The sequence below is a fragment of the Chloroflexota bacterium genome (assembly GCA_035652535.1).
In the GTDB taxonomy this organism is placed as follows: Bacteria; Chloroflexota; UBA6077; order UBA6077; family SHYK01; genus DASRDP01.
Genome location: DASRDP010000139.1, coordinates 1 through 24,823, shown reverse-complemented (window position 1 = coordinate 24,823; position 24,823 = coordinate 1). Strand labels below are relative to the sequence as shown.

The 24,823-nt window shown below is 65.3% G+C and carries 26 protein-coding genes and 1 pseudogene; 15 read left to right on the top strand and 12 right to left on the bottom strand.

Features of this window, described 5'->3' with window-relative positions:
• Positions 1-46: 46 nt before the first annotated feature.
• Positions 47-1,138, top strand: coding sequence for a transporter substrate-binding domain-containing protein (locus VFC51_17455; protein HZT08813.1), 1,092 nt, complete (start codon positions 47-49; stop codon positions 1,136-1,138).
• 12 nt (positions 1,139-1,150) lie between these two features.
• On the opposite strand, the gene VFC51_17450 is transcribed toward VFC51_17455, so the two are convergent.
• The 6 genes from VFC51_17450 to VFC51_17425 form a co-directional block, all read right to left on the bottom strand.
• Complete coding sequence (locus VFC51_17450; protein ID HZT08812.1) at positions 1,151-1,618, bottom strand: globin; 468 nt, start codon at positions 1,616-1,618, stop codon at positions 1,151-1,153.
• A gap of 126 nt (positions 1,619-1,744) precedes the next feature.
• The gene (locus VFC51_17445) at positions 1,745-3,103 is read right to left on the bottom strand and encodes a diguanylate cyclase (protein HZT08811.1); all 1,359 of its coding nucleotides are present in this window, start codon (positions 3,101-3,103) and stop codon (positions 1,745-1,747) included.
• A 5-nt stretch (positions 3,104-3,108) separates the two neighbouring features.
• A complete protein-coding gene (locus VFC51_17440) occupies positions 3,109-4,140 on the bottom strand; it encodes an LLM class flavin-dependent oxidoreductase (GenBank protein HZT08810.1) in 1,032 nt (343 codons plus the stop codon).
• 101 nt (positions 4,141-4,241) lie between these two features.
• Positions 4,242-5,429 (bottom strand): chromate efflux transporter, encoded by a 1,188-nt coding sequence (chrA, locus tag VFC51_17435; protein HZT08809.1) that lies wholly within the window; start codon positions 5,427-5,429, stop codon positions 4,242-4,244.
• 13 nt (positions 5,430-5,442) lie between these two features.
• Positions 5,443-6,612 (bottom strand): M20 family metallopeptidase, encoded by a 1,170-nt coding sequence (locus VFC51_17430; GenBank protein HZT08808.1) that lies wholly within the window; start codon positions 6,610-6,612, stop codon positions 5,443-5,445.
• 51 nt (positions 6,613-6,663) lie between these two features.
• Positions 6,664-6,978 (bottom strand): hypothetical protein, encoded by a 315-nt coding sequence (locus VFC51_17425; GenBank protein HZT08807.1) that lies wholly within the window; start codon positions 6,976-6,978, stop codon positions 6,664-6,666.
• Positions 6,979-7,226: 248 nt separating this feature from the next.
• On the opposite strand from VFC51_17425, the gene VFC51_17420 reads away from it, so the two are divergent.
• Positions 7,227-7,694: a hypothetical protein gene (locus tag VFC51_17420; GenBank protein HZT08806.1), complete on the top strand. Its 468-nt coding sequence runs from the start codon at positions 7,227-7,229 to the stop codon at positions 7,692-7,694.
• Positions 7,695-7,763: 69 nt separating this feature from the next.
• On the opposite strand, the gene VFC51_17415 is transcribed toward VFC51_17420, so the two are convergent.
• From VFC51_17415 to rpsF, 5 genes and pseudogenes are all read right to left on the bottom strand, one after another.
• Positions 7,764-8,060 carry a hypothetical protein gene (locus VFC51_17415; GenBank protein HZT08805.1) on the bottom strand — a complete coding sequence of 99 codons (297 nt, stop codon included), beginning with the start codon at positions 8,058-8,060 and terminating at the stop codon, positions 7,764-7,766.
• Positions 8,061-8,139: 79 nt separating this feature from the next.
• Positions 8,140-9,375: a SurA N-terminal domain-containing protein gene (locus tag VFC51_17410; GenBank protein ID HZT08804.1), complete on the bottom strand. Its 1,236-nt coding sequence runs from the start codon at positions 9,373-9,375 to the stop codon at positions 8,140-8,142.
• Between the two features lie 285 nt (positions 9,376-9,660).
• Positions 9,661-9,915: pseudogene (gene rpsR, locus VFC51_17405) on the bottom strand (30S ribosomal protein S18).
• 117 nt (positions 9,916-10,032) lie between these two features.
• Positions 10,033-10,434, bottom strand: coding sequence for a single-stranded DNA-binding protein (locus tag VFC51_17400; protein ID HZT08803.1), 402 nt, complete (start codon positions 10,432-10,434; stop codon positions 10,033-10,035).
• 54 nt (positions 10,435-10,488) lie between these two features.
• Complete coding sequence (rpsF, locus tag VFC51_17395) at positions 10,489-10,827, bottom strand: 30S ribosomal protein S6 (GenBank protein HZT08802.1); 339 nt, start codon at positions 10,825-10,827, stop codon at positions 10,489-10,491.
• Positions 10,828-10,953: 126 nt separating this feature from the next.
• On the opposite strand from rpsF, the gene pruA reads away from it, so the two are divergent.
• The gene (gene pruA, locus VFC51_17390) at positions 10,954-12,504 is read left to right on the top strand and encodes an L-glutamate gamma-semialdehyde dehydrogenase (protein HZT08801.1); all 1,551 of its coding nucleotides are present in this window, start codon (positions 10,954-10,956) and stop codon (positions 12,502-12,504) included.
• Positions 12,501-13,478: a ketopantoate reductase family protein gene (locus tag VFC51_17385; GenBank protein HZT08800.1), complete on the top strand. Its 978-nt coding sequence runs from the start codon at positions 12,501-12,503 to the stop codon at positions 13,476-13,478. The genes pruA and VFC51_17385 overlap by 4 nt, the downstream gene beginning before the upstream one ends.
• 45 nt (positions 13,479-13,523) lie before the next feature.
• On the opposite strand, the gene rhaD is transcribed toward VFC51_17385, so the two are convergent.
• Positions 13,524-15,578 (bottom strand): bifunctional rhamnulose-1-phosphate aldolase/short-chain dehydrogenase, encoded by a 2,055-nt coding sequence (gene rhaD / locus VFC51_17380; GenBank protein HZT08799.1) that lies wholly within the window; start codon positions 15,576-15,578, stop codon positions 13,524-13,526.
• Positions 15,579-15,727: 149 nt separating this feature from the next.
• On the opposite strand from rhaD, the gene VFC51_17375 reads away from it, so the two are divergent.
• The 11 genes from VFC51_17375 to VFC51_17325 are packed head-to-tail and all read left to right on the top strand — an operon-like array spanning position 15,728 to position 24,781.
• Entirely contained in the window at positions 15,728-16,255 is a 528-nt protein-coding gene (locus VFC51_17375) for an Rrf2 family transcriptional regulator (protein ID HZT08798.1), read from the top strand.
• Between the two features lie 14 nt (positions 16,256-16,269).
• The gene (gene sufB / locus VFC51_17370) at positions 16,270-17,727 is read left to right on the top strand and encodes a Fe-S cluster assembly protein SufB (GenBank protein ID HZT08797.1); all 1,458 of its coding nucleotides are present in this window, start codon (positions 16,270-16,272) and stop codon (positions 17,725-17,727) included.
• 5 nt (positions 17,728-17,732) lie between these two features.
• Positions 17,733-18,482 carry a Fe-S cluster assembly ATPase SufC gene (gene sufC, locus VFC51_17365; GenBank protein HZT08796.1) on the top strand — a complete coding sequence of 250 codons (750 nt, stop codon included), beginning with the start codon at positions 17,733-17,735 and terminating at the stop codon, positions 18,480-18,482.
• Complete coding sequence (gene sufD, locus VFC51_17360; GenBank protein ID HZT08795.1) at positions 18,479-19,855, top strand: Fe-S cluster assembly protein SufD; 1,377 nt, start codon at positions 18,479-18,481, stop codon at positions 19,853-19,855. Before sufC ends, sufD begins: the two co-directional genes overlap by 4 nt.
• Positions 19,856-19,859: 4 nt before the next feature.
• Complete coding sequence (locus tag VFC51_17355) at positions 19,860-20,312, top strand: SUF system NifU family Fe-S cluster assembly protein (protein HZT08794.1); 453 nt, start codon at positions 19,860-19,862, stop codon at positions 20,310-20,312.
• Positions 20,313-20,336: 24 nt separating this feature from the next.
• Positions 20,337-20,888 carry a putative Fe-S cluster assembly protein SufT gene (gene sufT / locus VFC51_17350; protein HZT08793.1) on the top strand — a complete coding sequence of 184 codons (552 nt, stop codon included), beginning with the start codon at positions 20,337-20,339 and terminating at the stop codon, positions 20,886-20,888.
• A gap of 45 nt (positions 20,889-20,933) precedes the next feature.
• Entirely contained in the window at positions 20,934-21,947 is a 1,014-nt protein-coding gene (moaA, locus tag VFC51_17345; GenBank protein HZT08792.1) for a GTP 3',8-cyclase MoaA, read from the top strand.
• A 1-nt stretch (position 21,948) separates the two neighbouring features.
• Positions 21,949-23,190 carry a cysteine desulfurase gene (locus VFC51_17340; GenBank protein HZT08791.1) on the top strand — a complete coding sequence of 414 codons (1,242 nt, stop codon included), beginning with the start codon at positions 21,949-21,951 and terminating at the stop codon, positions 23,188-23,190.
• Positions 23,183-23,614, top strand: coding sequence for an SUF system NifU family Fe-S cluster assembly protein (locus VFC51_17335; GenBank protein ID HZT08790.1), 432 nt, complete (start codon positions 23,183-23,185; stop codon positions 23,612-23,614). Before VFC51_17340 ends, VFC51_17335 begins: the two co-directional genes overlap by 8 nt.
• Positions 23,611-24,045 carry a hypothetical protein gene (locus VFC51_17330; GenBank protein HZT08789.1) on the top strand — a complete coding sequence of 145 codons (435 nt, stop codon included), beginning with the start codon at positions 23,611-23,613 and terminating at the stop codon, positions 24,043-24,045. Before VFC51_17335 ends, VFC51_17330 begins: the two co-directional genes overlap by 4 nt.
• A gap of 1 nt (position 24,046) precedes the next feature.
• Complete coding sequence (locus VFC51_17325) at positions 24,047-24,781, top strand: alpha/beta hydrolase (GenBank protein ID HZT08788.1); 735 nt, start codon at positions 24,047-24,049, stop codon at positions 24,779-24,781.
• Positions 24,782-24,823 lie beyond the last annotated feature (42 nt).

Here is a 24,823-nt window from a genome sequence, read left to right as displayed (position 1 = left end):
ACAACGCCGCGCCGCGGAACCATCCTGCAGAGAGGACGTCCAGCCGGTGAAATGGATTGCCGCCGCGACCGTGCTCCTTTTCGTCCTCATTCCCGCGCAGATCCACGCGCAGTCGCAGCCGCAAACGCTGCGCGTCGCGACCCGCGTGGTGAAGCCGTTCGTTTATGAAGAGGGGGGGAGCCTCACCGGATTCAGCATCGACCTGTGGCAGGAGATCGCCGGCCAGCTCGGTGCTCGCACGGAATACATCACGAAACCAACGGTCAACGACCTGCTCGAGGCCACGCAAGATGGGGAGGCCGACCTGGCGATCTCCGCGATTTCCATCACGGAAGATCGCGAGCGCGCCTGGGACTTCTCTCAGCCCATGTTCGACGCTGGCCTGCAGATCCTTGTCCCACAGCAAGGGCACGCCGCGGGAGGCGTCCTCCGGATCGTCGACGCCATCTTCACACCCGAGTTTCTCGCGATCCTGGCGTTCGTCGTGGCCGGCGTCCTGGTGTCTGGGAACATCGTCTGGTTCTTCGAGCGGCGGAGGGAGGACGGCGTATTTTCGGGCCGACGCTACTTCCCCGCCATCTTCGACGCGATCTTTTGGTCCATCTCGGCCCTCGCGACCCAGGCCGAGCTATGGCCGAAAAGCGCGGTCGCCCGCGTCGTGTCTGCCCTGTGGATGTTCGTCGCGGTCGTGTTCATCGCCTACTTCACCGCGTCGGTCACGTCCTCCCTCACCGTCTCGCAGCTCCGGACGGACATCCAGGGGCCCGACGATCTGCCGGGCAAGCGCGTCGCGACGGTCGCGGGAAGCACCTCGGCGGAGTACCTAAAGCTGCACAACATTACAGCCAGCGAATTCGCGACGGTCGACGAGGCGATTCAAACGCTCGAACGGGGGGACGCCGAGGCGATTGTGTACGACGCTCCGATCCTGCAGTATTACGCATCCCACGAGGGCAATGGCAAAGTGCAGGTGGCGGGGTCCGTCTTCCGCAAGGAGAGCTACGGGATCCTCTTTCCCAACGCGAGTCCGTTGCGAAAGCCCGTCAACGAGGCGCTCCTCCGGCTGCGGGAAAATGGCACGTACGACCGTTTGCTGACCCGATGGTTCGGCGGCGAGGGCGGGAAGCCGAGCAGCTAGCCGGGCGGTCGATTACTCGATTCGATCGCCCTGATGGTTCCTTCCGAGGACACCGATCATGGCGGGACCGGCTGTGAGGGGCGCGACCGCTCCGGCGTCGTCCCGATTGATCATGTCAAGCGAGAACCGCTCGAAGTAACGGCGCATGAGACTCGCGTGCGGTTCAGGAATCGCGACTTCATCGATCGCCGCCAGCATGTGGCCGAGCCACACGTCGCGAGCCGCGCGTGTGATGGCGAACGGGAGGTGGCGCCGCCGGAGCTGCGGGTGTCCATAACGCGCCGAATACTCGGCGGGACCCCCGAAGTACTGGCGGAGAAAGAGATACTGCCGCTCGCGCCCCTCGGCGAGGTCGGCGGGGAATATCTGACGTAGGAGCGGATCGTTCTCCACACGCCGATAAAACGCCTCGACGAGCGCGCGAAAGCCCTCGTCGCCGATCGCGCCGTACACGGCCTGGATCTCGTCAATGGGAAACATCGCCCCTCCGGTCGCCCTTGGTTGTACCCGCTTCAATCGCGTCGCATCCAGGCTGGTGGGGCGTGCAGCCGACTCCAGCCGGGGGGCCGTAAGCCCCGTCCGCGGAAGCTCGGGACAGGCTCCCCGTCAGTGGTGCGGTTTCGGCTGCGTGGCGTCGCCGTGGATCTGGTCAATTTCGCGCTGTGCCGTCGGAGCGGTCACCGGACGCTCGGGGACGATGCGATTGCGCCCCAGCTGTTTGCCCTCGTACATCCGTCGGTCGGCGATTTGCAGAACTTCTTCCACCGTGCTGGCATCGGCGGGAAAACACGCGATGCCCACGGTGACCGTCACCGGCCGAGCCACCCAGCGCTCGTCGTCGTTCGCCAACGCCGATGTGACTGCCGGCCCCAGCCGCCCCGCGATGCTAATCCCATCGGCCAGGTTGGCGTCCGGCAGGAGCACGGTGAATTCCTCCCCGCCATAGCGGCAAACGAGATCGGACGGGCGGCAATTGGCGCGAATGCTGGCCGCGACGCTCTGGAGCACCCGGTCGCCTGTTCGATGCCCAAACGTGTCGTTGATCTGCTTGAAGTCGTCCACGTCGATCATGAGGATCGCGAACGGTCGGCCCGACCGCCGCGAGCCCGCTGCGAGGAGCTCCGATGTATCGTCGAAGAACGCGCGGTTGTACACGCCAGTCAGCCAGTCGCGCGTCAGCTCGACCCGTAACGCTTCGTACCGCTGTCGATAGGTAAGACGCTCGAACAGATCGACGAGACTGAGGCGGATCGTGGCGGCGCTGCGCGCGGCCGGCTCGAAGTGACGGACGTACAGGGTCACCGGGACCGCGTAGAACACTCCCGCCGCGGCCTTTCCGATCGCATCGGACACCAAGATCGGGACGTAGCTCGGAGTCTCGACGAAGGTCCCGGTGACGAAGAGCACCGTATCGAACAGCAGCACGATGACCAGGGAAGCCGAAATCTGAACGAACATCGACCGAAAGACCGTCCGCGATAGGGACTCGTACACGAGGATGATGAGGACCGTATCGGCGAACAGAGCGAGTGTGCCGACGATGAGGATCCGTGGCTGCTGAAGGAACACGCCCATGGGAACAGCCTGAGGATTGACGAACAGCGAGCTGTGAAAGTGTTGGGCGATGAGGAGGCCCAGGAGAGCGGCGACCAGATCGCCAGCCAGAAGCCCGTAGATCAGCTTCCTGGCCTCCTCCGCGTCCTCCCGGATGTACAGGAGCAGCACCACCACGAGGACTGCGGGGAAGATGACCACTGAGCCCGGGCTGAGCACCAAATCGGGTCGGATCTGGATGTACACCGACGATGCGGTCAAGTTGGCGAGCTGATAAATGGTCGCAACGGCAATGTAGACGGGAACCAGTCCGAATAGGGCGCGGAGGTGGAACATGAGGAGCAGGGCGGCCACGATGACCACCCCCTCGCCGCAGAGCAGCAGGATCTGGCGCCAAAGCTCATCCGACATGCCGATTAGCTCTCCGATGAGCTGCCGGAAAAGGCCGGTGCGACCTCGGACGCGAAACGCCGCATCGATGCGAGAGCCAGCGGCTGCGGCATCCCTCCGAAATGGAACATGAGGGCCAGACGATCAACCGACAGCTCCGCCGCGATTCGCGCGATGTGATCGCGGCAGTGGACAGAGTCGCCGAAGATCAGGCGGCTCTCGGCGACGAGATGTGCGAACGACATTGGATTTGGCGCCGGTCTGCCGCGCTCTTCGTCGGCAACCTCGCTGAATCCGCGCCAGAAGCGTTCCGATTCCTCGGCGGCTGCTCGTTCGGTCGCGCCGACATAGATCGGCAGGTAGCTCAGCACCTGGCGTTCCCGCGTTCCGACGCCTCCTTCGCTCAGTCCGGCGCGGTACGCGTCGATCACGCGGCGGGTCACGTCGAAGCCCTGGAGCCAGGGGAGCGTCATCAGGTTTGCGCCGTGGCGCCCAATCCAGCGGGCGTGCTCCACATCCGAGCTGGCCGGCATCCACAATGGTGGATGCGGTTTTTGAAGCGGGGTCGGACGCACGGTGATGGGATCCGGGACCTGGTAGTACTTGCCAAGCCAACGAAACGGCGTGGTGGTCCAGGCGCCGAGGAGAATTTCCACCTGCTCCTCGAGCTTCTCCTGCGCAAGGGCGGGATCGGTGCCGAAGACGCGGTACGGCTGCGACGCCATCCCCCGCCCCACACCAACGTTCAGCCGTCCCGCGGTCAAGATGTCCAGCTCCGCTAGCTCCTCCGCGACGTGCACGGGGTGATGAACAGGCAGGAGAACGACCGCGGTCCCCAGTCTCATGCGAACCGTTCGCTGGGCAAGCGACGAAATCAAGAGCCCGGGGCTTGGCAGCATTCCGCCAAAACGACCGAAGTGGTGCTCGGTGAACCACGCGCATTCGAAACCCAGATCCTCCGCCATGACCACCTGCTCGAGCCACTTCGCATAGATGTCCGGGCCATCGCCGTCCACCGACGGCACGTAGGTGTTCAGCACGTAGTAGTCGAACTTCACGGCCCTCGCCCGATCCCAGGGAGTATCGCCGCAGCTTTGGCGCGAGTATATCCGCGATCAAGATCGAGACCAGCCGCACGCCCCACGACACGTGATGCGGGTCAGTGACCGAGGAAGAGGAGGTGGCTCACGACCCCCACGCCGCCGCCCGAGGCCACGAGCCACGCGGAATTGACGCGGAAGCGGATCAGGACGGCCGCCGCGGCGAGCGCGAGGCCGACGGTGACTGGGTCCACCAGGGACGCCCGACCGAGGTCCCAGGTGACGCCGATCATCAGCCCGATGGCAGCGACGTTCACGCCGTCGAGAAACGCGCGCGCCCACCCGGAGCCGCGGACCCGCGGAACCAGCGGGTAGATGAGGCCGACCAGGAGAAATCCCGGCAAGAAGATTCCAATGGTTGCAAGGACCGCGCCGGGTAGACCCGCCAGAAGGTAGCCGAGAAACGTCGCTGTGGTAAAGACCGGTCCGGGCGTAAATTGGCCCACCGCCACCGCGTCCAGAATCTGCTGGTCCGTGAGCCACCGGAGACCGCTGACGAATTCGGACCGCAGGAATGCGAGAAGGACGTAGCCGCTCCCGAAAACAACGGCGCCGAGCTTCAAGAAGCTAAAGAAGAGGAGAACGAGGCCAACGGGCCCCGCTCCGGATGGCACGGGCTGCTGGAGCAGCGCCGTCGAAACGGGCACTGGAAGCGCGACGAACGCCGATGAGCGGAACCGCTGCTGGAGCGCCAGATACCCGATGCCGCTTCCGACAAGCAGCGCGATCGCGTTCGCGCCGGCGATGTACAGCGCGAGAACCGCGCCGCCGATCACCGCGAGGGGCAGGCTCTTCACCGCGGTCTTGCCCAAGGCCCATAGCGCCTGCACGATGATCGCGACGATGACGGGTTTGATCCCATAGAGCAGCCACTGCGCTTGCGGTGTCGCGCCCACCCGGACGTACACCCAGGCGATTGACAGAACGAGCAGCATCGCCGGCAGGATGAAACAGACGCCGGCCAAGAGGAGCCCGACGATTCCAATGCGCCGATAGCCGAGAAAGATGGCCAGCTCGGTTGAGCTGGGGCCCGGGATGAGGTTGGCGGCTCCCAACAGGTCGAGAAATTCCTGATCGGTCACCCACCGGCGCCGCCGCACGATCTCATCGCGCATCATGGCGATGTGGGCCGCGGGCCCCCCGAACGCGATGCACCCGAGCTTGAGGAAGACGGCCACTACCTCTCGGATTGAAGGCGGCGCAACGGTCGCATCGACGGGTGACGGGGAATCGATTCGCGGATCCATGGACTCGCGTCGGCTATCGGCGCCCGCCCGTGGGCCTCATCAGCCGATCGCGCAGCGCGGCGTCGGTGGCGCCGTCAATAGCCGTCCACGCCAGGGCGATGGCGCTGTCCATCAATGCCCGATCCGCCTCCGATGTCACACAGTGGGCAGCGAACTCCGGCTGGTGATTCACCGCGGGCAGCGACCCGATTCCTACCATGGGATGGATTGCGGGGAGGGCCAGGGAGACATTGCCCATGTCCGTGGATGCCGCGAACCGCGCGCGTTCCGCGCCCAGGTCGGAGAACTTGCGCCCGACGGCCTCTGCATTGGCGCGATACGCCGCCGCGAGGGCGCGGTCGTGCACCATGTGGGCGTATGGGGGGTGCACGTTGGCCACCTCGAGGGTCGCCCCTGTGGCCAGCGCGCCCGCCTCGAAGCAGCGGAGCACACGGGTCTGGATGTCGCCCAGCGACTCCAGCGTTTCGGCGCGCGCCATGTAGCGCGCCTCGGTGTGCGCGGGCACGATGTTCGGGGCGTCGCCGCCGCGGGTGATGATCCCGTGCACGCGGTCACTCGCGCGGATGTGCTGACGCAGCAGCCCGATCGCCGTTTGCGCAACGGTCAGCGCGTCCGCGGCGTTGATGCCCAGCTCGGGGGCCGCCGCGGCATGAGACTCCTTGCCGGTGTAGCGCACGTCCATGGTCACCGCGGCGATGATGACCGGATCGATGATGTCGTACGGCGCGGGATGAGCCATCATGGCGAGGTGCTGACCGTCGAACGCGCCCCGTTCGAGGAGGAAGATCTTTCCCCCTCCGCCCTCCTCGGCAGGAGTCCCGATGACCGAGACGGTCAGCCCGACGTCATCCGCGACGGCCGCTGCACCGACCGCCGCGCCGAGCGCGCTCGCCGCGATCACGTTGTGCCCGCACGCGTGGCCAATGCCCGGTAGCGCGTCGTACTCGGCGCAGATCGCAACGTGAAGCGGCCCGTCGCCGCGCCGCGCAATGAACGCCGTCGGCAGATCGCCCACGCCCGTCTCCACCGTAAACCCGAAGTCCGTGAGGGCGTCGGTCAGCCACGCGCTCGCCCGCAGCTCCTCGAAGCCCAGCTCTGGCTCGGCGTGGATTCGGTGGCTCAGATTGATCAGGCGATCTTCGACGCGCTCGATCGCCGTGCGCGCGCCTGCTTTTGCATCCATCTCGCGGCACTCCTTCACCGCAAGCTTATCACGCAGTCAGCGATGGATCCGTCAGTGGCTGGCAGCCCGATACCCGGCCGCGGTGGCGTCCGCGGCGGTCATGAAGCATGCAACCGGATCCGTCTGGGCGTAGAAGAGGTCGTTCGGCATGTGATAGCGTCGGTTGAATGTGCCCTTCACCGGGTGGGTAGGTGGGCAATCATGCTGGCTCGAGGGGGCAACCGCGCGCCCCCCGGCGGTGGGCACGGTCCCCAGGCCGAGCTGGCTGCACAGGCCGACACCGATGATGGCCGTGATCAGTAGCGCCACCCACAGCAGCCGTCCCATTAAGTGCACAATGTACGAGGGGCCCGTGTAGCGCGGCAAGCGGTCCTTGTGCGGGGACCGACAGATCCTATACACCCCGGGCGGGAGCTGCGACGTACCGGCCAGCGGTCGGGCGAAAGCCGTCCAGGGCGCGACGCCTCGCATCTCGCGACAATGCTGCGTCAACACTCTGCGACGCTGATCACTAACACGTCACGAGTCGTCAGACGCGCGCGCGCGCGATGGACGCATTCCACCGGACTTGCTAAAACCCCAGTGGCCAGACATCATGTAAGCGGAGGGGATCCATGCGGGGCGGGATATTTTCGCCGGCGGCCCGGGTCGCGGTTGCGCTTTCCGTGTTCGTCATCGTCACGATCGCCGGCGCCAAGGTACAACCGGCCAGCGCACAGTACTTCAACGGCTGCGGAGGCGGACTTTACTACAGCACCCTCAACGGCTGCTACAGCAGTCTCACCGGGTACCCGTACTCCTATAGCTTCCCGTACTTCTATAACTACTACGCCAGCACGTACTCACCATACTACGGCAACCCCTGGTACTACGGTTTCTACTATCCCTACTCGTATTACAGCTATCCATGGTATGCGTACGCCTATCCATACTGGGGCGGGTACTACGGTAACTACGGCTACTGGGGCTCGCCGTTTTCCAGCTACTACACGCCGTTTGGCGCCGGCTATGCGTATCCTCTGTGGTATGGCGGCTTCTACCCCTACTACTCGGGGGACAACTCCTACTGCTTCCCCTGCTGATTCCCGTCATCGCATCCGACGGGGACGCCTCGGTCTCGTCCGAGGCGTCTCCTTTTTTCTGCGCTGGAGCTACCGGTCGTTGCCATTTGGCTCTATCCGATCGCGCTCCAGCTGGTGGCTGAACTCCACCAGGTCCCGATGCGGCCCCCAGGGCCACGGCGCGTAAATCTCTGGCTGGACGCCTGCGGAGTGCGGGCGAGCGCAGATCCAGGCGAGCACAACGAGGAGGAGGAACCCCAACGCGGCGAGGACGCTCGCGGCGCGGAACCCGATCAACGTGAGGGCGAGGCCGACGGCGATCAGGACAGCGGAGAGCCCCAAGCCGGCGCCGCTCAGGTCGCGGCCCTTCAATCGGCGTCTGGGCACGGCGGTTGTCCATCGGCGGTCACGGAATCCGAGCGAGCTGACCGGGGTCGAGTTTGCCCGCACCTGGCCGGCGCGGCTCCTACGCGGGCCCCTGGGTCGTTTCGATGATGCCCTTTGACGCCCGATCCACCGCCCATTGACGTTCCTGCGCGCTGAGGTCGCGCACGATATCCGGTGAGGCCTTCTTCGCCGTGAGCCACTCGTTGAACGCCCGGTCACCCATCTGCTGGATCTGATCCTTATCGTACGTGGCGTCGTCCTGGCGGTCGAGCACCATCACCATTTCGAAGTGGTTGCCCACTGAGAACGGCTCGGTCCACTCATTGAGGGGCGTGTTGGGCGAAAAGACGACGTTGTCGAATTCGCGTGACTGCGCACCGAGGGCAACCCAGCCCAGATCGCCGCTCTTTCCGCCCTGGGACCCCGCTGGCCGATCGCCGGCTTGCGCCACAACCTCCTCGAACGGGTAGTCGAACTGCAGGAGCTGGATGCGCGCCACCAACGCCTCGTCGCGCGTTGACGTCGACAGGCGAAGCACGTGCGCAGCGGGGCCAGAGGTGGGCTGGCCGGTCTGGAACGATTTCTGGAGCTTGTCGCGCAGGAGCTGCAGCTCGACGCCAGCGCGGTAGCGCGCCTCGTTCTTCAAGCTCGACTTGAGCTGGTCGTACGCCTTCACGAAGTCCTGCGGCTCCATCGTCGGAGGGATCGTCGGGGTGACGACGGGCGTGGCCGTCGGTCGGGTGGGGAACGGCGTGCGCGTTGCCGTCGGCGTCAGCGGGTTTAACGTAGGCGAGGGAGTGGCCGGGTTCGGCGTCTCCGTGGGCGTGGGGGAGGGCGGCGGCACGTACCCGTCCGGCGTCTCCGTCGCCGTCGGCCGCGGCGTGCTGGTCGGGGTCGGTGTGGGCGTCGGCTGGTTCAACAGATCACGCTGAATCGAGAGGAACTCATTGATCTTGGCGTCTATCTCACCGGAGCCGACGATGATGCCCCGCGCCGCGGCCTCCTGCCGGATCGCGGCATTCTCAATGTCCTTCTCCAGAACTTCTTCGGGCAGCCGCTCTTGCGATTCAATGAGCTTCTGGACGTTCGAACTGGCAGCCTGGGGATTCGACGCGTCCTTACTGCCCGCCGCGATCTGGGACTGAAGGTTCCGCATCTCGTCGGACAAGTCGTCGGTAAAGGTGCGCAAGGTGACCTTTTGGCCGGTCACGACGGCGACGGGCTCGCCGGGGAAACCGACCAGCTCGCGGTAGGTGCCAAACCCGACAATCAGGAGCGCCGCGGCCGCCACAGCAAGAACGGTCAGAAGAATCAAGCGCTGACTGCGCCGCTCGCGCGCCGCACGCGAGAGCGAGCGAGCGGAGGGACGCGCGGCCGCCGCGCGCACCGCGTCGCTTCTGCGGCGGTCGCGAGCGCGGCCTGGCGGACGACGCTCTTCGCTCACGTTCCTCCTCTTTGTGTCACGTTCGCTCGGGACGCGCTGTCACACCGCAACGGTCCGACGGCACACATCGGTCGCGGCGGCAGGAGACGGGGTCACTCGCTGGAGATGGTCGCGCAGCTTCTGGCCGCGTCAACCGCGCAAGACGATGCCGCTGATGCGGATGTGATCCGCGGTGTACGGCAAGAGGGCCATGAATCGCGCTCGCTTCAGCGCCTCCGCCAGCCCACGCTGGTGCCGCGCGCAGGTCCCGGTCTTTCTCCGGGGCTCGATCTTTGCACGGTCCGAGAGATACCGCCGTAGCCGTGCGACGTCTTTGTAGTCGATGTGGTCGACCTTGTCGACGCAAAACTGGCAGACGCGCCGGCGCGGCGGGTATCGCCCGCGCGGACCTCGCCGGGCGGCCGGGCGCGGACCTGGCGCCGTCCCGGCGGCTGGGCGGGGCGCGCCGGCCTCGGGCGCCGGGGCCGGCTGGGCGACAGCCGGTTCAGCTGGCGCCTGGACTTCTTCCGTCATCAATCGCCTCGAATGCTAAAAAGGTATTGAGTCGAGATCGCCCGCATCATCCGGCTCCATCTGGTGCTCGTGCACTTCGTCGCGCGGGCGGGTGTCGAGGATCTGCATCTCGTTCGCGTTGATCTGGAGTGTGAATCGGCGTTGGCCGTCGGGGCCCTCCCAGCTTCGGGACGAGAGCCGACCTTCCACGTAGACTCGCCGCCCCTTGCTCAGGTACTGACTGCACACCTCGGCCAGCTTGCCATTTGCCGTCACGCGGAACCACTCGGTCTCCTCGCGGCGCTCACCATCGGGGCCAGTGTAATTGCGGTTGCACGCGACGCTAAACGTTGTGAACGGTCGCCCAGCGGCGGAATACCGCATCTCGGGGTCGCCACCCAGGTTTCCGATGATCACTGCTTTACAGAGGCCCGCCATTGGTTGCTCCCTCTCCCATCGCCCAAACGACGTGCGAGAATGCTGGACGCATCGTCACTCAATCTTCAGAATCAAGTGCCGCAAGATCTGTTCGCTGAGACGAAGGCTTCGATCCAGATCCACCTCTTGTTCTGGACCAAGCGAAAACCGACCGATGTGATACACGCCCTCCTGGTAGCGCTGGATGGGATACGCGAGTCTGCGTCTCCCCCACACCTCCAGGCTCTTGACCTCACCGCCGCGCGACACCACGGATGCCCGAACTCGCTCTGTGGTAGCGGTGGCCTCCTCCTCCTCGAGGTCGGGCGGTAGGATGAAGAGGATCTCGTAATCTCGCAGCCTTCTCCCTCCTTTTCGACTATCAACGCACGCGTGGCCCATCCGCGGGGACACGCGCTTTTCCATAACACGGCAAACTGACGCATGGACTATATCATGTCAGCGTAGCGGCAATCGCCACGCGATGGCGAGCCACGAACTGATGGAGTCGCACGGGACGGAGTGGACCTGGGAGGATCGATGACGCTTCCGCCATTTACCAACCAGCCCCTCACAGATTTTTCAAACCCCCAGGAGCGCGACGGATTCGAGCGCGCCATTGCCCTGGTCGAGGCGGAACACGCCCGCGAGCGTCCGCTGGTCATCGGCGGGGCGCCACGCATGACCGGCTCCTGGATCGAATCCCGCGACCCAAGCGACCATCAGCGTATCGTGGGGCGCGTGGCGAAGGCGAGCACCCACGACGCGGAAGACGCGGTCCGCGCCGCCGAAGGCGCATACCCGGGATGGTCGAGAACCCCCGCGATCGAGCGAGCTGCGCTCGGTCTGCGCGCGGCGTCTATCATGCGCCGCCGGCGCCACGAGCTTTCAGCCACGATGGTGCTCGAGGTGGGGAAGACCTGGCCCGAAGCGGACGCCGACACCGCCGAAGCCATCGACTTCCTCGAGTACTACGCGCGAGAGGCGCTCGCTCTCGACGGTGCGCATCCGGTGATCCCGATCAAAGGCACAGCCAGCGACCTAAGGTACGTGCCAATCGGCGTTGGCGTTGCGATTCCGCCGTGGAACTTTCCGCTGGCAATCGCGATGGGGCTCGTCAGCAGCGCCATCCTCACCGGGAACACTGTCATCTTCAAACCGTCGAGCTTGGCTCCGGTCGTCGGCGCCAAGATCGTCGAGGTCCTCGATGAAGCCGGCGCGCCGCCCGGGGTCGTTAATTTCGTGCCGGGGCCTGGCGACTCAGTTGGCGACTTTCTCGTGGCGCATCCGCGCGTGCGCTTCATCAATTTCACGGGCTCCCGAGACGTGGGCGTGCGGATCAGCTCGGTGGCCGGCCGCATCGGCGATGGCCAACTGTGGATCAAGCGCGTAATCGCGGAGATGGGCGGCAAAAATGCGATCATCGTGGACCCGAGCGGTGACCTCGATCTCGCGGTTTCTGGCATCCTCGCGTCAGCATTCGGCTTCCAGGGTCAGAAGTGCTCGGCGTGCTCGCGGGTCATCGCCGACGGATCGGTCTACGATGAAGTCGTCGCTCGGGTGGCCTCGGGCGCCGAGGCGCTTCGCGTCGGGCCTGCGAAAGAGATCGAATCCGACATGGGGCCGGTTGCCGACGGCTCCCAGTTTCGAAAGATCGCCGGATACATCGAGGCCGGCCGCGGGGAGGGACGCCTCGTCGCCGGCGGCGAGCGGGATGATTCCATCGGCTACTTCATTCATCCGACCGTCTTTGCCGACGTGCCTCCAACAGCGTCCATCATGCAGGAGGAGATCTTTGGCCCGGTCGTGGCGATCACCAAGTCCCGGGACTTCGTGGATGCGCTGGCGATCGCCAATGGCACCCAGTACGGCTTAACGGGCGGGGTCTTCGCACGCGACCCGGCGAAGCTCGATCTCGCCCGTCGCGAGTTCCATGTCGGAAACCTTTACTTCAATCGGAAGATCACCGGTGCGCTGGTCGGCGTGGAACCTTTCGGTGGGTTCAAGTTGAGCGGAACGGACGCGAAGGCGGGCGGGCCAGACTACCTAAAGTACTTCCTCGAGGCGAAAGTCATCTCGGAACGCCTGTGACCGAGATCGTCTGCAGGCGAGTCCTCGTCGCAGGATGCGGCGCCATCGGCTCCGTCTTCGGCGGGTTGCTGCGGTACAGCGGCCACGAGGTGACGTTGCTGGGGCGACCCTGGCACCTCGATGCCATCGCCAGCCACGGGCTGCGAATCGACGGTATCTGGGGCGAGCACCACGTCTCGGGATTTCACCTCGCGGAGCAGCCATCCGAGCTGCACAGCCCCTTCGACCTCGTCCTATTGTGCGTGAAGGCGTACGACACCGAGTCCATGGTGGCATCCATCGCTGACCGCGTCGCGCCAGCGGGCGACGTGCTATCGCTGCAGAACGGGTTGGGGAACCTAGAGGCGCTGGCCCGCGCCTTCGGTCCCGCGCGCAGCCTGGGCGCAAGCGTGCTGGTTGGCGCGCGCATTCCCAGGCCAGGCTGCGTCACCGTGACGGTCCAGGCAGCTCCGGTCGTCTTTGGCCCGCTCGACGCTCGGGCCACCGGAGCAATGGGCCGGGCACGCGGGCTCGCGGACACATTCCGGCGGGCACGGATCGATTGCAGGGCGACTGACTCGATCGTCTCATACCTGTGGGCAAAGGTCCTCTACAACGCTCCGCTCAATGCCGTGGGCGCGCTCCTCAACCTCCACTACGGCGCCCTGGGAGAGGACTCGGCTCTGAGGGCCATCATGGACCGCGTGATCGATGAGGCGTTCGCCGTCGCCCTCGCCGAGAACGTCCCGCTCGACTGGTCGTCCGCGGCCGCTTATCGCGACTACTTTTACGGGTCGCTGCTGCCCGCGACCTTCGTTCACCGCAGCTCGATGCTCCAGGATCTAGAGCGCGGACGCCAAACGGAGATCGACGCGATCAACGGCGAGGTCTGGCGTCGTGGGAACCGCCTGGGCATCGCGACGCCGTTCAACGAGCTGCTGACTCTCCTGATCAGCGCGCGGACGCGCGCCGGAGCCCGCGCCGCGCAGCCGTAAAGTCCCATCGCCCGCGAGCATCACGCACTCGCCCCGGTCACCGCCCTATCGCGGGAACGCTTCCCGGAGCCCTCCGTCGACGGGGATCATCGCCCCTGTCGTTTTCGCCGAGCGATCACTCGCCAGCCAGAGAACGGCCTCCGCCACGTCTTCGGCGGTGATTCGGGCGCGGAGCAAATTTCTCTGGCTGTAGTGAGCCTCGAGCTCATCGACCGGGATCCCGTAGGAGCTGGCCCGCTGCTGGCGCACCTCGTTCGACCAGAGCCCGGACCCGGCGAACACGGCGTCGGGATTTACCATGTTTACGCGCACGCCGTACTCGCCGCCCTCGATGGCGAGCACCCGCGCGAGCTGCGCCTCCGCCGCCTTGGCCGCGCTGTAGGCGCCAAAATCCTTCCCGGGGGCCGTGACGTTTTTCGTCGCGACAAACACCATCGCCCCGCCGATCCGTTGTTCCCGAAACAGCCGCATGGCGGCGCGGGCCGCCAGGAAATGACCGGTGGCGTTGATGGCGAGGCTTTGCTCCCAGTCGGCCAGCGATAGCTCCTCCACGGGCGCAACGTGGGCGACGCCGGCGTTCGAGACGAGAAGGTCGAGCCCGCCGTAGGTGAGCCGGGCAAAGTCGAACGCGCGCTCCACCGAGGCCTCGTCGGTCACGTCGAGGCGCACCGACACAGCCCGAGCGTGGCCACGCTGCTTGACGATGGCGCCCGCGACCTCAGCCGCACCCTCCTCGTCGAGGTCGGAAACCACGACGTGTGCCCCCTCTTCGGCGAGCCGCCGCGCGATGGCGCGGCCGATGGCGCCCGCGGCGCCGGTCACCAGGGCGATGCGTCCGGCGAGGTCGCGGTCGGGAGGCGCGAGGCTGAGCTTGTACAGCTCCAGCGGCCAGTACTCCGCGTCGAACGCGTCGCGCTCGCTCAGCGACGCATAGCGGTCGATCGCCTCCGCGCCCGTCACCACCCGAACCGTGTGGTGGTAGATGTCCGCTGGAATCAGCGCGCCGCGGGCGTCACGGCCAGACGTCCACATCCCGATGCCAGGCATCAGGACGACGCGCGGCGCAGAGTCCAGGAGCGGCTCATCGGTGCGAAACCGCGCGTAATGCGCTTCTTCCTCCTCGCAATAGCGCGCGACGGACTCGCGGAGCGCATCGGTGATACCCGCCAGGTCGGACGGATCGGGCGCGGCGAGGACGAGGGGCCGTCGCTTGGTGTTCAACATGTGGTCGGGCGTCGCGGCGCCGGCGCGGGTGACGTCGGCCAACCGGGGGCTTGCAAGGAAGTCCAGGATGTCGGCTCCGTCGTCGAACCGAAGGATTTTCCGAGCCCGTTGGCTCAACAATCCGCGCAGCACCGGCGCGAGCCTCGCCGCGAGGTCCCGGCGCTTTTGGGCGGGGAGAGCTTGAACGCCATGCGCTGCCGCCGCGGACGCATGCGGGGCGCGCCTGGACACGATTTCTTCCGCTCGACTGACGAGGTCGATGTGCCGGTCGTACGCCTCCCTGGCCGTTTCGCCCCAGGTGATCAGCCCGTGGTTCATGAGCACGACGCCACGTGCATCCGGGTTGTTTCGCACGGCGATCGCGACCTCCTTCGCCAGTTGAAAGCCCGGTCGTCGATAGGGCACGAGTGCGACGTCGCGGCCGAGCGCCTCGCTCACCGTCTCCTCGCGGCCAGTCGTGTTGGTCAGCGCCAGGATGGCATCGGCATGAGAGTGGGCCACGGCAGTGGCATCGAGGTAGCCGTGGAGCAGCGTCTCGATGGAAGGCCGCGGGGCCGAGGGATCGACCATGCAGCGCGCGAAGTAGGCGACCATCTCCTCGTCGGTCATCGCTTCGCGGGCAAAGCTGGCTCGGATATCATCCAGGCGGACGGCGGGAAAATCCTTCGGCTCGGCCGCCTTCATGTCGGACCCTGTGCCTTTGATCAAGAGGAGGTTCGTGGGCCGTCCCAGCAGGTCAGGCTCGGTGACCTTGATCGACGTGTTCCCGCCACCCCAGACGACGAGCGCCTCCTCCCTGCCCATCACGCGTGAGAGATACACGAGCTGTTGAAGCGGACTGGTCCCCGCCTCATCATCGACCCAACAGTTCCGCACCGGCGACCTCCGCGGCTATTCGCCGCCGCATTCTAAACAGTGGCGCGCGAACGGAACAGTGACCGTGTCGGCCCGCCGTTCTTGGGTGGATCGGTCGCCTCGAAGCGCATATAATCCTAGTGCGGGACTAGGAAATCCGGGGTGAGCCCATGCTGCAGGTATCACAGAGAGCTCATTACGGCCTTCGCGCCATGACGGAGCTGGCAAAGGCGTACGGCCGCGGTCCACTGTCGCTGACGGAGATCGCGTACGCCGAGCGCCTGCCGGCGGGGTACCTGGAGCAGCTCGTGATGCCTTTGCGCCGCGCCGGCCTCATCGAGGGCACGCGGGGCGCGCACGGCGGATACGAGCTGGCGCGGCCGCCGGCGCAGCTCACAGTCGGAGCGGTCGTTCGGGCGCTCGAGGGGCCCGTGGCGCCGGTGGAGTGCCTCGCCATCGAGTACGTGGCGGGGTCGTGCGACCGCGAGATTGGCTGCTTGTCGCGTCCGGTCTGGCGGCGGCTCAAGAACAGCATCGACCAGGTACTGGACTCCATAACCCTCGCGGACCTGTGCGCGGATGTCGACTCGGACGTCTCGTTTGTCCCGGCGGATCAGGTCCGTGCCGTACCGTCTGAGCCGTGCGCCGTCGGGTCGGCCGCCGTCGCGCCAGAAACGAACGTTGGGCCACCACTGTGAGGAACGAAAGAACGATGGTGAAGACACCCACAACGATTGAGGCGCTCGCCGAGCGCGAGTACAAGTACGGCTTCGTCACCGATATCGAGGCCGATACCGTCCCGCGTGGTCTCAGCGAGGACATTATTCGCCTCATTTCCGCGAAGAAGAATGAGCCCGATTTCATGCTGGAGTGGCGCCTCAAGGCGTATCGGCATTGGGCGAAGCTGGAGAAGTCAGAGGCGGAGCCGCGCTGGGCGAACGTCCATTACCCCTCGATCGACTACCAGGACATCATCTACTACGCGGCGCCGCGGCAGAAATCCGTACCGGGCAGCCTCGACGAAGTCGATCCCGAGCTCATCGCAACGTTCGAGAAACTCGGCATCCCTCTCGAGGAGCAGAAACGGCTCACCGGGGTTGCCGTCGATGCCGTCTTCGACAGCGTCTCCGTGGCGACCACCTTTAAGGAGAAACTTGCTGAGGCTGGCGTGATCTTCTGCTCATTCTCCGAAGCGGTGCAGAAGCACCCCGACCTCGTTCGGAAGTACCTGGGCTCGGTCGTCCCCTACACCGACAACTTCTTCGCATCCCTGAACTCCGCAGTCTTCAGCGACGGGTCCTTCTGTTACGTGCCGAAGGGCGTCCGCTGTCCGATGGAGCTGTCGACGTATTTCCGCATCAATACGGCGGAGACGGGACAGTTCGAGCGCACGTTGATCATCGCGGACGAGGGCAGCTACGTCAGCTATTTGGAGGGTTGCACCGCGCCGATGCGCGACGAAAACCAGCTCCACGCGGCGGTAGTGGAGCTGATCGCACATAAAGATGCCCAGATCAAGTACTCAACGGTCCAGAACTGGTACGCCGGCGATAAGGAAGGCCGCGGTGGGATCTTCAACTTCGTCACGAAGCGCGGTAAGTGCCTCGGGGATAACTCGAAGATCTCGTGGACGCAGGTTGAGACCGGATCGGCGATCACCTGGAAGTACCCCAGCGTGATTCTGCAGGGGAACAACTCGGTGGGCGAGTTCTACTCGGTCGCGGTGACGAATAACTATCAGCAGGCAGATACGGGGACCAAGATGACCCACATCGGAAGGAATACCCGCAGCACGATCATCTCCAAGGGGATCTCGACCGGGCACGGGCAAAACTCCTACCGCGGGCTCGTCAAGGTTCAAAAGGGGGCAGTTGGGGCGCGCAACTACTCGCAGTGCGACTCGCTCCTCCTGAGCGACACTTGCGGCGCGCACACCTTCCCATACATCGAAGTGGCGAACGATACGGCGCAGGTGGAGCACGAAGCCTCGACGTCGAAGATCGGCGAGGACCAGCTCTTCTACTGCAAGCAGCGCGGCATCTCCGAAGAGGACGCCGTGTCGATGATCGTGAACGGGTTCTGCAAAGAGGTGTTCCGCGAGCTTCCCATGGAGTTCGCCGTCGAGGCGGCGAAGCTGCTGGGCGTGAGCCTCGAGGGAAGCGTAGGATAATGGCGCTGCTTGAGATTCGCGACCTCCACGTGAGCGTCGACGACACCGAGATCTTGCGTGGCGTCGATCTCACCGTTCCCGCTGGGGAGATCCACGCCGTGATGGGCCCCAACGGGTCTGGGAAGAGCACCCTCGCGCAGGCTCTGGCGGGCCACCCGTCCTACACGGTCACCCGCGGAGAAGTCCTCTACGACGGGCGCGACCTGATGGCCATGAGCGCCGAGGAGCGGGCGCGAGAGGGCGTCTTCCTCGCATTCCAGTACCCGGTGGAGATCCCCGGCGTGGCCAACGCGTACTTTCTGAAGGCCGCGGTCAACGCGATTCGCGCCCACCGGGGCCAGGAAGAGATGGACGCGATGGAGTTTCTGGGTTACCTGCGCCAGCGGCTCAAGTTCGTCGAGATGGACCAGAGCTTCATGAGCCGCGCCGTCAACGAGGGATTCTCCGGAGGCGAGAAGAAGCGAAACGAGATCCTGCAGATGGCCGTGCTCGAGCCGCGCCTGGCCATTCTGGACGAGACGGACTCTGGGCTCGACATCGACGCCCTGAGGATCGTTGCTGGGGGTGTCGAACGGCTGCGGGATCCATCGCGCGCGATGATCCTCGTGACCCACTATCAGAGGCTGCTGAACTACGTGACGCCCGACTACGTGCACGTCCTGATGGACGGCAGAATCGTGCGCTCGGGCGGAAAAGAGCTCGCCCTCGAGCTCGAGGCCAAAGGCTACGACTGGCTCAAGCAGGAGACTGCATGACGGCGCCACCGGTCACCCGTCATCCAGTCTCCGAGAAAGACCAGTACCTGCAGGCCATCGCCACGCTGGCGGGGCAGCGCGACGCGGCTGAGCCGGTGTGGCTCGCACGGCTTCGCAACGTCGCCGCTGACCGCTTTCGCCGTCTGCGCTTCCCGACGATTCACGACGAGGAGTGGAAGTATACGAGCGTCGCCCCGATCCTTCGCGGGTCCTTCACTTCCCCTCCCGGGGGTGCGCCAGCGACTGTCTCCAATGATGACGTGGGGAAGACGATTGTCGACACGGACGGACCGCGCCTCGTGTTCGTGGATGGACGGTACGTCGCGGAGCTGTCGCGTCCGGTCACGGGCTCGGCCGAGATGGTGGCGACCCTGCCTCATGGCGTCGACGCCGATCCCGATACGATCGAGGCGCACCTTGGCCGACTCGCGACGACGGCGGACAACATCTTTTCCGCCCTCAACACCGCCCTCCTTTCCGACTGTGGCGTGATCGTCGTTCCGCGGGGCGTCGTACTGGACGAACCGATTCAGCTGGTGTTCGTCTCGGCCCTCGACCACGCCGCCATCGCCCCGCGGATGCTGGTGGTCCTGGGCGCCGCGAGCGCGGCGACGATCGTGGAGACCTACGTGTCGCTCGGTTCGCCGGAGGCGTTCACCAACGCGGTCGCGGAGATCGTCGTCGGTGAAGGGGCGACCCTATCGCACTTCCGCGTGGTCGATGAGGCTGAAGGCACAGTACACATTGGTCGCACTGAGGTCCGACAGGGCTCGGACGGCGCATACGAATCGTTGACCGTCTTCGCCTCGGCCGCCCTCGGCCGACACGACCTGGCCGTGCATCTGGATGGACCGGGAGCGACCTGCACGCTGAATGGCCTGACCCTGGCCCGCGGATCGCAACATCTGGACAGTCACACGCTGATCGAGCACGCGGCCCCGCACGGCGTGAGCCGCCAGCTCTACAAGGGCATCCTCGCCGACCACGCGCGCGTGGTTTTCAACGGCAAGATCGTCGTTCGCCCTGGGGCCGATGGGACCGACGCGCGCCAGGCGAACCAAAGCATCCTCCTGTCGCGTGAGGCAACCGTTGATACCAAGCCGCAGCTCGAGATCTTCGCCGACGACGTTCGGTGCACTCACGGCGCCACTGTAGGACAGCTCGATCCGGAGATGATCTTCTATCTCGAGAGCCGCGGCATTGGCGAAGATGCTGCGCGCACTCTGTTGACCTACGGATTTGCCAGCGAGCTGATACGCGACATCGCCCACGCCGAGATCCGCCGCTATCTGGCCCGGCTCGTCACCCGACGCGTGCGGTCTGGCGAAGCCGACGCGCTTCCGGAGACCCTCGACTTCGTGTTCCAGGTGTGAAGACGTGTCTGAGCTGCGCGAGCTTTACCAGCAGGTCATTCTGGACCACAACAAGAATCCGCGGAATTTCCATCCGATGGCGGACGCCACCCGAACTGCCGAGGGACGGAACCCGCTGTGTGGCGACGAGATCAAGGTTTACGTCAGGCTCCACGACGACACGATCGAAGACATCAGCTTCGAGGGGCGCGGCTGCGCCATCTCCAAAGCTTCAGCCTCGATGATGACTATGAGTCTCAAGGGCAAGTCCATCGCCGACGCGGAGAGACTGTTTCAGAGCGTCCACACCATGCTGGCCGGCAGTGGAGACGTCGAAGACGAGGACGAGACGCTGGGGCGTCTGGCGGCACTATCCGGCGTGCGCGAATTTCCCGTGCGCGTGAAGTGCGCCAGCCTCGGGTGGCACGCGCTCAAGGCGGCGCTCGACGCGGACACCGGGCCGGTCTCGACAGAATAAGATCTGGTCCAATCGGAGCGCACTGTGGAAAACGAAAATGTGAAGTTCACCCGCGACTGCGAGGTGATTCAAATTCCCAGCGGCATCCGCACGATGGTGCGTCAGGGAACGAATGCCCTGATCACGCAGGCCCTCGGCGGGACGTACACGCTCGTCACGTCCAACGGCGAGATGGTTCGCGTCACAGGGCGCGACGCCGACGCGATTGGTCAGCCCGTCTCGGAATCGCCCGCGCGACTGCGGTCTGCGACGAGCGACCCGAAGGAATTGGAAGAGATGGTCTGGGATGAGCTGCGAACGTGTTACGATCCCGAGATACCGATCAACATCGCCGATCTCGGGCTCGTCTATCGATGCGAGGTGTCTCCGCTTCCGCAGGGCGACTTCCGCGTCGAGATCGACATGACGCTCACGGCTCCAGCCTGCGGAATGGGGGACGTGCTCAAGGCCGAAATCGAGACCAAGGTTGCTGGCCTACCCGGCGTCAAGGAGCTTGACGTGCAGCTCGTCCTCGACCCGCCGTGGGATTACAGCATGATCCCCGACGCCGCGAAACTCACGCTTGGGATGATGTAACGGAACGATGATGCGAGCGAGCGCCGTGAAAGCCCGGAGTCGTTGATGGTTCGTGACCTCCTGCATCGACCGATCCGCGATCTACGAATTTCGATCACCGATCGCTGTAATTTTCGGTGCACCTATTGCATGCCATTTGACGACTACCCCTGGACGCCCAGTGACGAGTGCCTGACCTTCGAGGAGATCACCCGCGTCGTCCGGGTGTTCGCGGGGCTTGGCGTAGAGAAGATCCGCCTGACCGGCGGCGAGCCCCTGCTGCGCGCGCGAGTCGAGGACCTCGTATCCTCGCTCGCCGCCATCGAGGGCATCGACGCGGTGTGCCTCACCACGAACGGGTCGCTGCTCGCCGACAAAGCGGAAGCCCTGAAGCAGGCCGGGCTCAGCCGTATCAACGTGAGTCTCGACACGCTGGACTCCGAGAAGTTCGCGCGGATTCGGCGTCGCGGAGACCTGGGGAAAGTGCTCCAGGGAATCGCCGCCGCCCAGGAGGCCGGACTCTCGCCCATCAAGCTAAACGCCGTCATCCAGCGGGGCGTGAACGACGATGACATCATCCCGTTGGTCGACTTCGCCCGAACCAACGGCCTCGCGATTCGATTCATCGAGTTCATGGACGTCGGGAACGCCAACGGATGGAGGCTCGAGAAGGTCGTTTCGAAGCGCGAGATCCTGCAGGTCATCGACGCGCACGTGCCCCTCATCGAAGTTGGGCGCGACAAGGGAAGTGCTCCGTCGGTTGACTATCGCTTTGCCGATGGCACGGGTGACGTGGGCGTCATCGCCTCGGTCACCGAACCCTTCTGCTCGACGTGTACGCGTGCGCGGCTCACCGCGGATGGGAAGCTCGTCACCTGTTTGTTCTCCAATACGGGCTATAGCGTGAAGGCGCTTCTGCGGGGCGGAGCCACCGATGAGGAGGTCACGCAGGCCATCTCCGCGACGTGGAGCAAGCGCATCGATCGGTTCTCGCTGGACCGGCTCGAGGCGCTCAACTCCGGCTCCGGCTACGAACCGGCCCAGCACCAAAAAATTGAGATGATCACCCTTGGAGGGTAGGTTGCCAACGAGCGAGATCGCCGCGATCCGGGAGGACTTCCCCATATTCCAGCGGTTCGTCCACGGGAAGCCGCTGGTGTATCTGGACAGCGCGGCGACGTCGCAGAAGCCGAAAGACGTGATCCAAGCGCTCGAGAGCTACTACCGGAGCTACAACGCCAACATCCATCGCGGCATCTATTCCATCGCGGAGGAGGCGACGCAAGCCTACGAGAGCGCGCGCGCGAAAGTCGCCCGGTTCATCGGAGCGGCCGATTCCGCGACCGTCGTGTTCACCCGCAACACCACCGAAGCCATCAATCTCGTCGCCTACGCGTGGGGACAAGCAAATATCGGGGCGGGCGATGAAATCGTGCTCACCGAGATGGAGCACCACAGCAACTTGATCCCCTGGTTGCTCCTCGCCGAGCGGACCGGCGCGGTGCTGAAGCACATCCCCTTTGGGCCGGACGGCTTTCTCGACATGGACGCTGCGCGCGGCCTCATCACGGATCGAACGAAACTCGTGGGCGTCGTCCACATGTCGAACGTGCTGGGAACCATCAATCCGGTGCGGGAGATTGCCGCAATGGCGCACGAGCACGGGGCGCTGATGCTCGTCGATGGAGCGCAGAGCGTGCCACACCTGGGTGTCACCGTGGACGACCTCGACTGCGATTTCCTGGCATTCTCCGCCCACAAGATGCTCGGCCCAACGGGCGTGGGAGCGCTGTGGGCGCGGCGGAAGATTCTCGAGGCCATGCCTCCATTCCTCGGCGGCGGCGAAATGATCGCGCAGGTCTATCTCGATCGAGCGACGTACAACGACCTCCCGTGGAAATTCGAGGCGGGCACCCCAAACGTCGCGGACGCCATCGCCTGGGGCACGGCCATCGATTATCTCGAACGCGTCGGGATGCCATCGATCCGCCAGCACGAGATCGAGTTGACCGAGTACGCGCTGGAACGACTCGGGGAAGAGCCCGACGTGGATCTGTACGGACCGCGCGACGTGCGCAAGAAGGGCGGCGTCGTCGCCTTCAATTTGGGCGACATCCACGCGCACGACGTCGCAGCGATCCTCGACGCGGAGGGTGTCTGCATTCGCGTCGGCCATCATTGCTGCCAGCCACTCATGCGAAAGCTGGATATCGCCGGAAGCGCGCGCGCCAGCTTCTATCTCTACAACACGCGCGATGACGTCGACCGCTTGGTGAGTAGCCTCGACCGTGTCCGCGACGTATTTGGGACGAATCGTGCTTGAGGATCTCTACCGAGAGGTCATCCTGAAGCACTACCAGTCGCCGGCGAACCGACGAGAAATCGAGAGCCCGGACGTGACCGCGTCGGCGAGCAATCCGCTGTGCGGCGACGAGATCACGATCCTCGCCGTCATCGGTGCAGACGGATCGATCGCGGACGCTTCGTTCCACGCGCGCGGCTGCTCCATCTCCCAGGCCTCGGCCGACATGATGGCCGACGTCGTTCGCGGAAGATCGTTGGTCGAAGCGAGAGAGGCGATCTCCCGCGTCGAGGAGATGCTCGTGGGCGGGAGCGATGACGTGGCCGATCTGGGCGAGCTCGAGGCTTTGCGCAGCGTCCGGAAGTTCCCGGTGCGAATTCGGTGCGCGATGATGGCCTGGGAGACCCTACGCAACGGCATCGACGCATACGAACGGCGCGCATGACGGTCGACCCGCCGCCCCTGCGATCGCTGGGCATCATCGCAACGCGCGGATCCTCAAACAACCTCTTTCAGGTGGCGACGCTGGTGCGCGCAGCCACCGCTCTCGGCGCATCCGTGGAGGTGCTCTTTCGCGACTCGGCGCTCGCCAAGCTCTCGCACGATCGGATCGACGTTCCCGAATGGTCCGCCACCTACGCCGCAGTCGAGCCAAAGTTGCGAGAACGGCTGAAGGCAGCCGAGTTTACGAGCATGGAGTCGTTCCTCCGGGATGCGAAGGAGCACGGCGACGACGTGCGCTTCTGGGCGTCATCCCAAACGATGGAAACCGATGGTCTCCGCCTCGCGGATCTCACGTCCCTTCTAGACGGAGCGGTGTCGCCCGAGTCGTTCGACGAGCGCGCCACCCGTTTTGAGGCATTGCTGAGCTTTTGAGGTGGCCAGCTACGTCAGCGGGCAAGTCCGGATTCACTTTCGGGAAGTGGGAGATGGCTTCCCGCTCCTCCTCGTCCACGGCTGGGGCGCAAGCGGCGCGGAGTGGGACGAATACGGTTGGCTGGCAGCGCTGCGGGGTCGACGTCTTCTCGTTCCCGACGTGCGCGGACACGGCGCCAGCGATCGGCCATTCGAGCCCGCCGCGTACGAGATGGATCAGCTGGCGCGGGACGTGATCGCGCTGGCCGACGCGGTCGGCGCTTCAACCTTCGACCTCTTTGGCTATTCGATGGGCGCCGCCATCGCCCTCTGGACCGCGGTCCTCGATCCCGGCCGCGTCAGAGCCCTCATCGCGGGCGGGGTGACCGGCGAAAGTCCGGACGGGGCTCGGGCGCTTGCGCGCGAGCTCCGCGGCGAACTGCCGCTCAGCGCGCGAGGACGCACCTATCGCGACTACGCGCTCAAAGCCAACCCCGACGGGCTGGACGCGCTGATCGCGTGCCTCGAGTCCGGGCTTCCGACGCCGCCATGCGCCGAGCTAGCGGTCTTCGGCGGGGAGGCGCTGCTCTTCGCGGGCGATCTCGACCGCCGTGCAGAGCACACGCGCGCCGTGGCGAGCTGCCTGCCCGGCGGTCGGTTCCTGCTCCTGCCGGGCCTGGACCACATGGGCGCGTTCGGCGATCCGCGGGCGCATCGCGCCGTGGACGCGTTCCTCGGAGAAGTGGCCGACACGTGATCACGAAGATCTCTCCGGCCGACGCCGCGGACTTCTCGACGA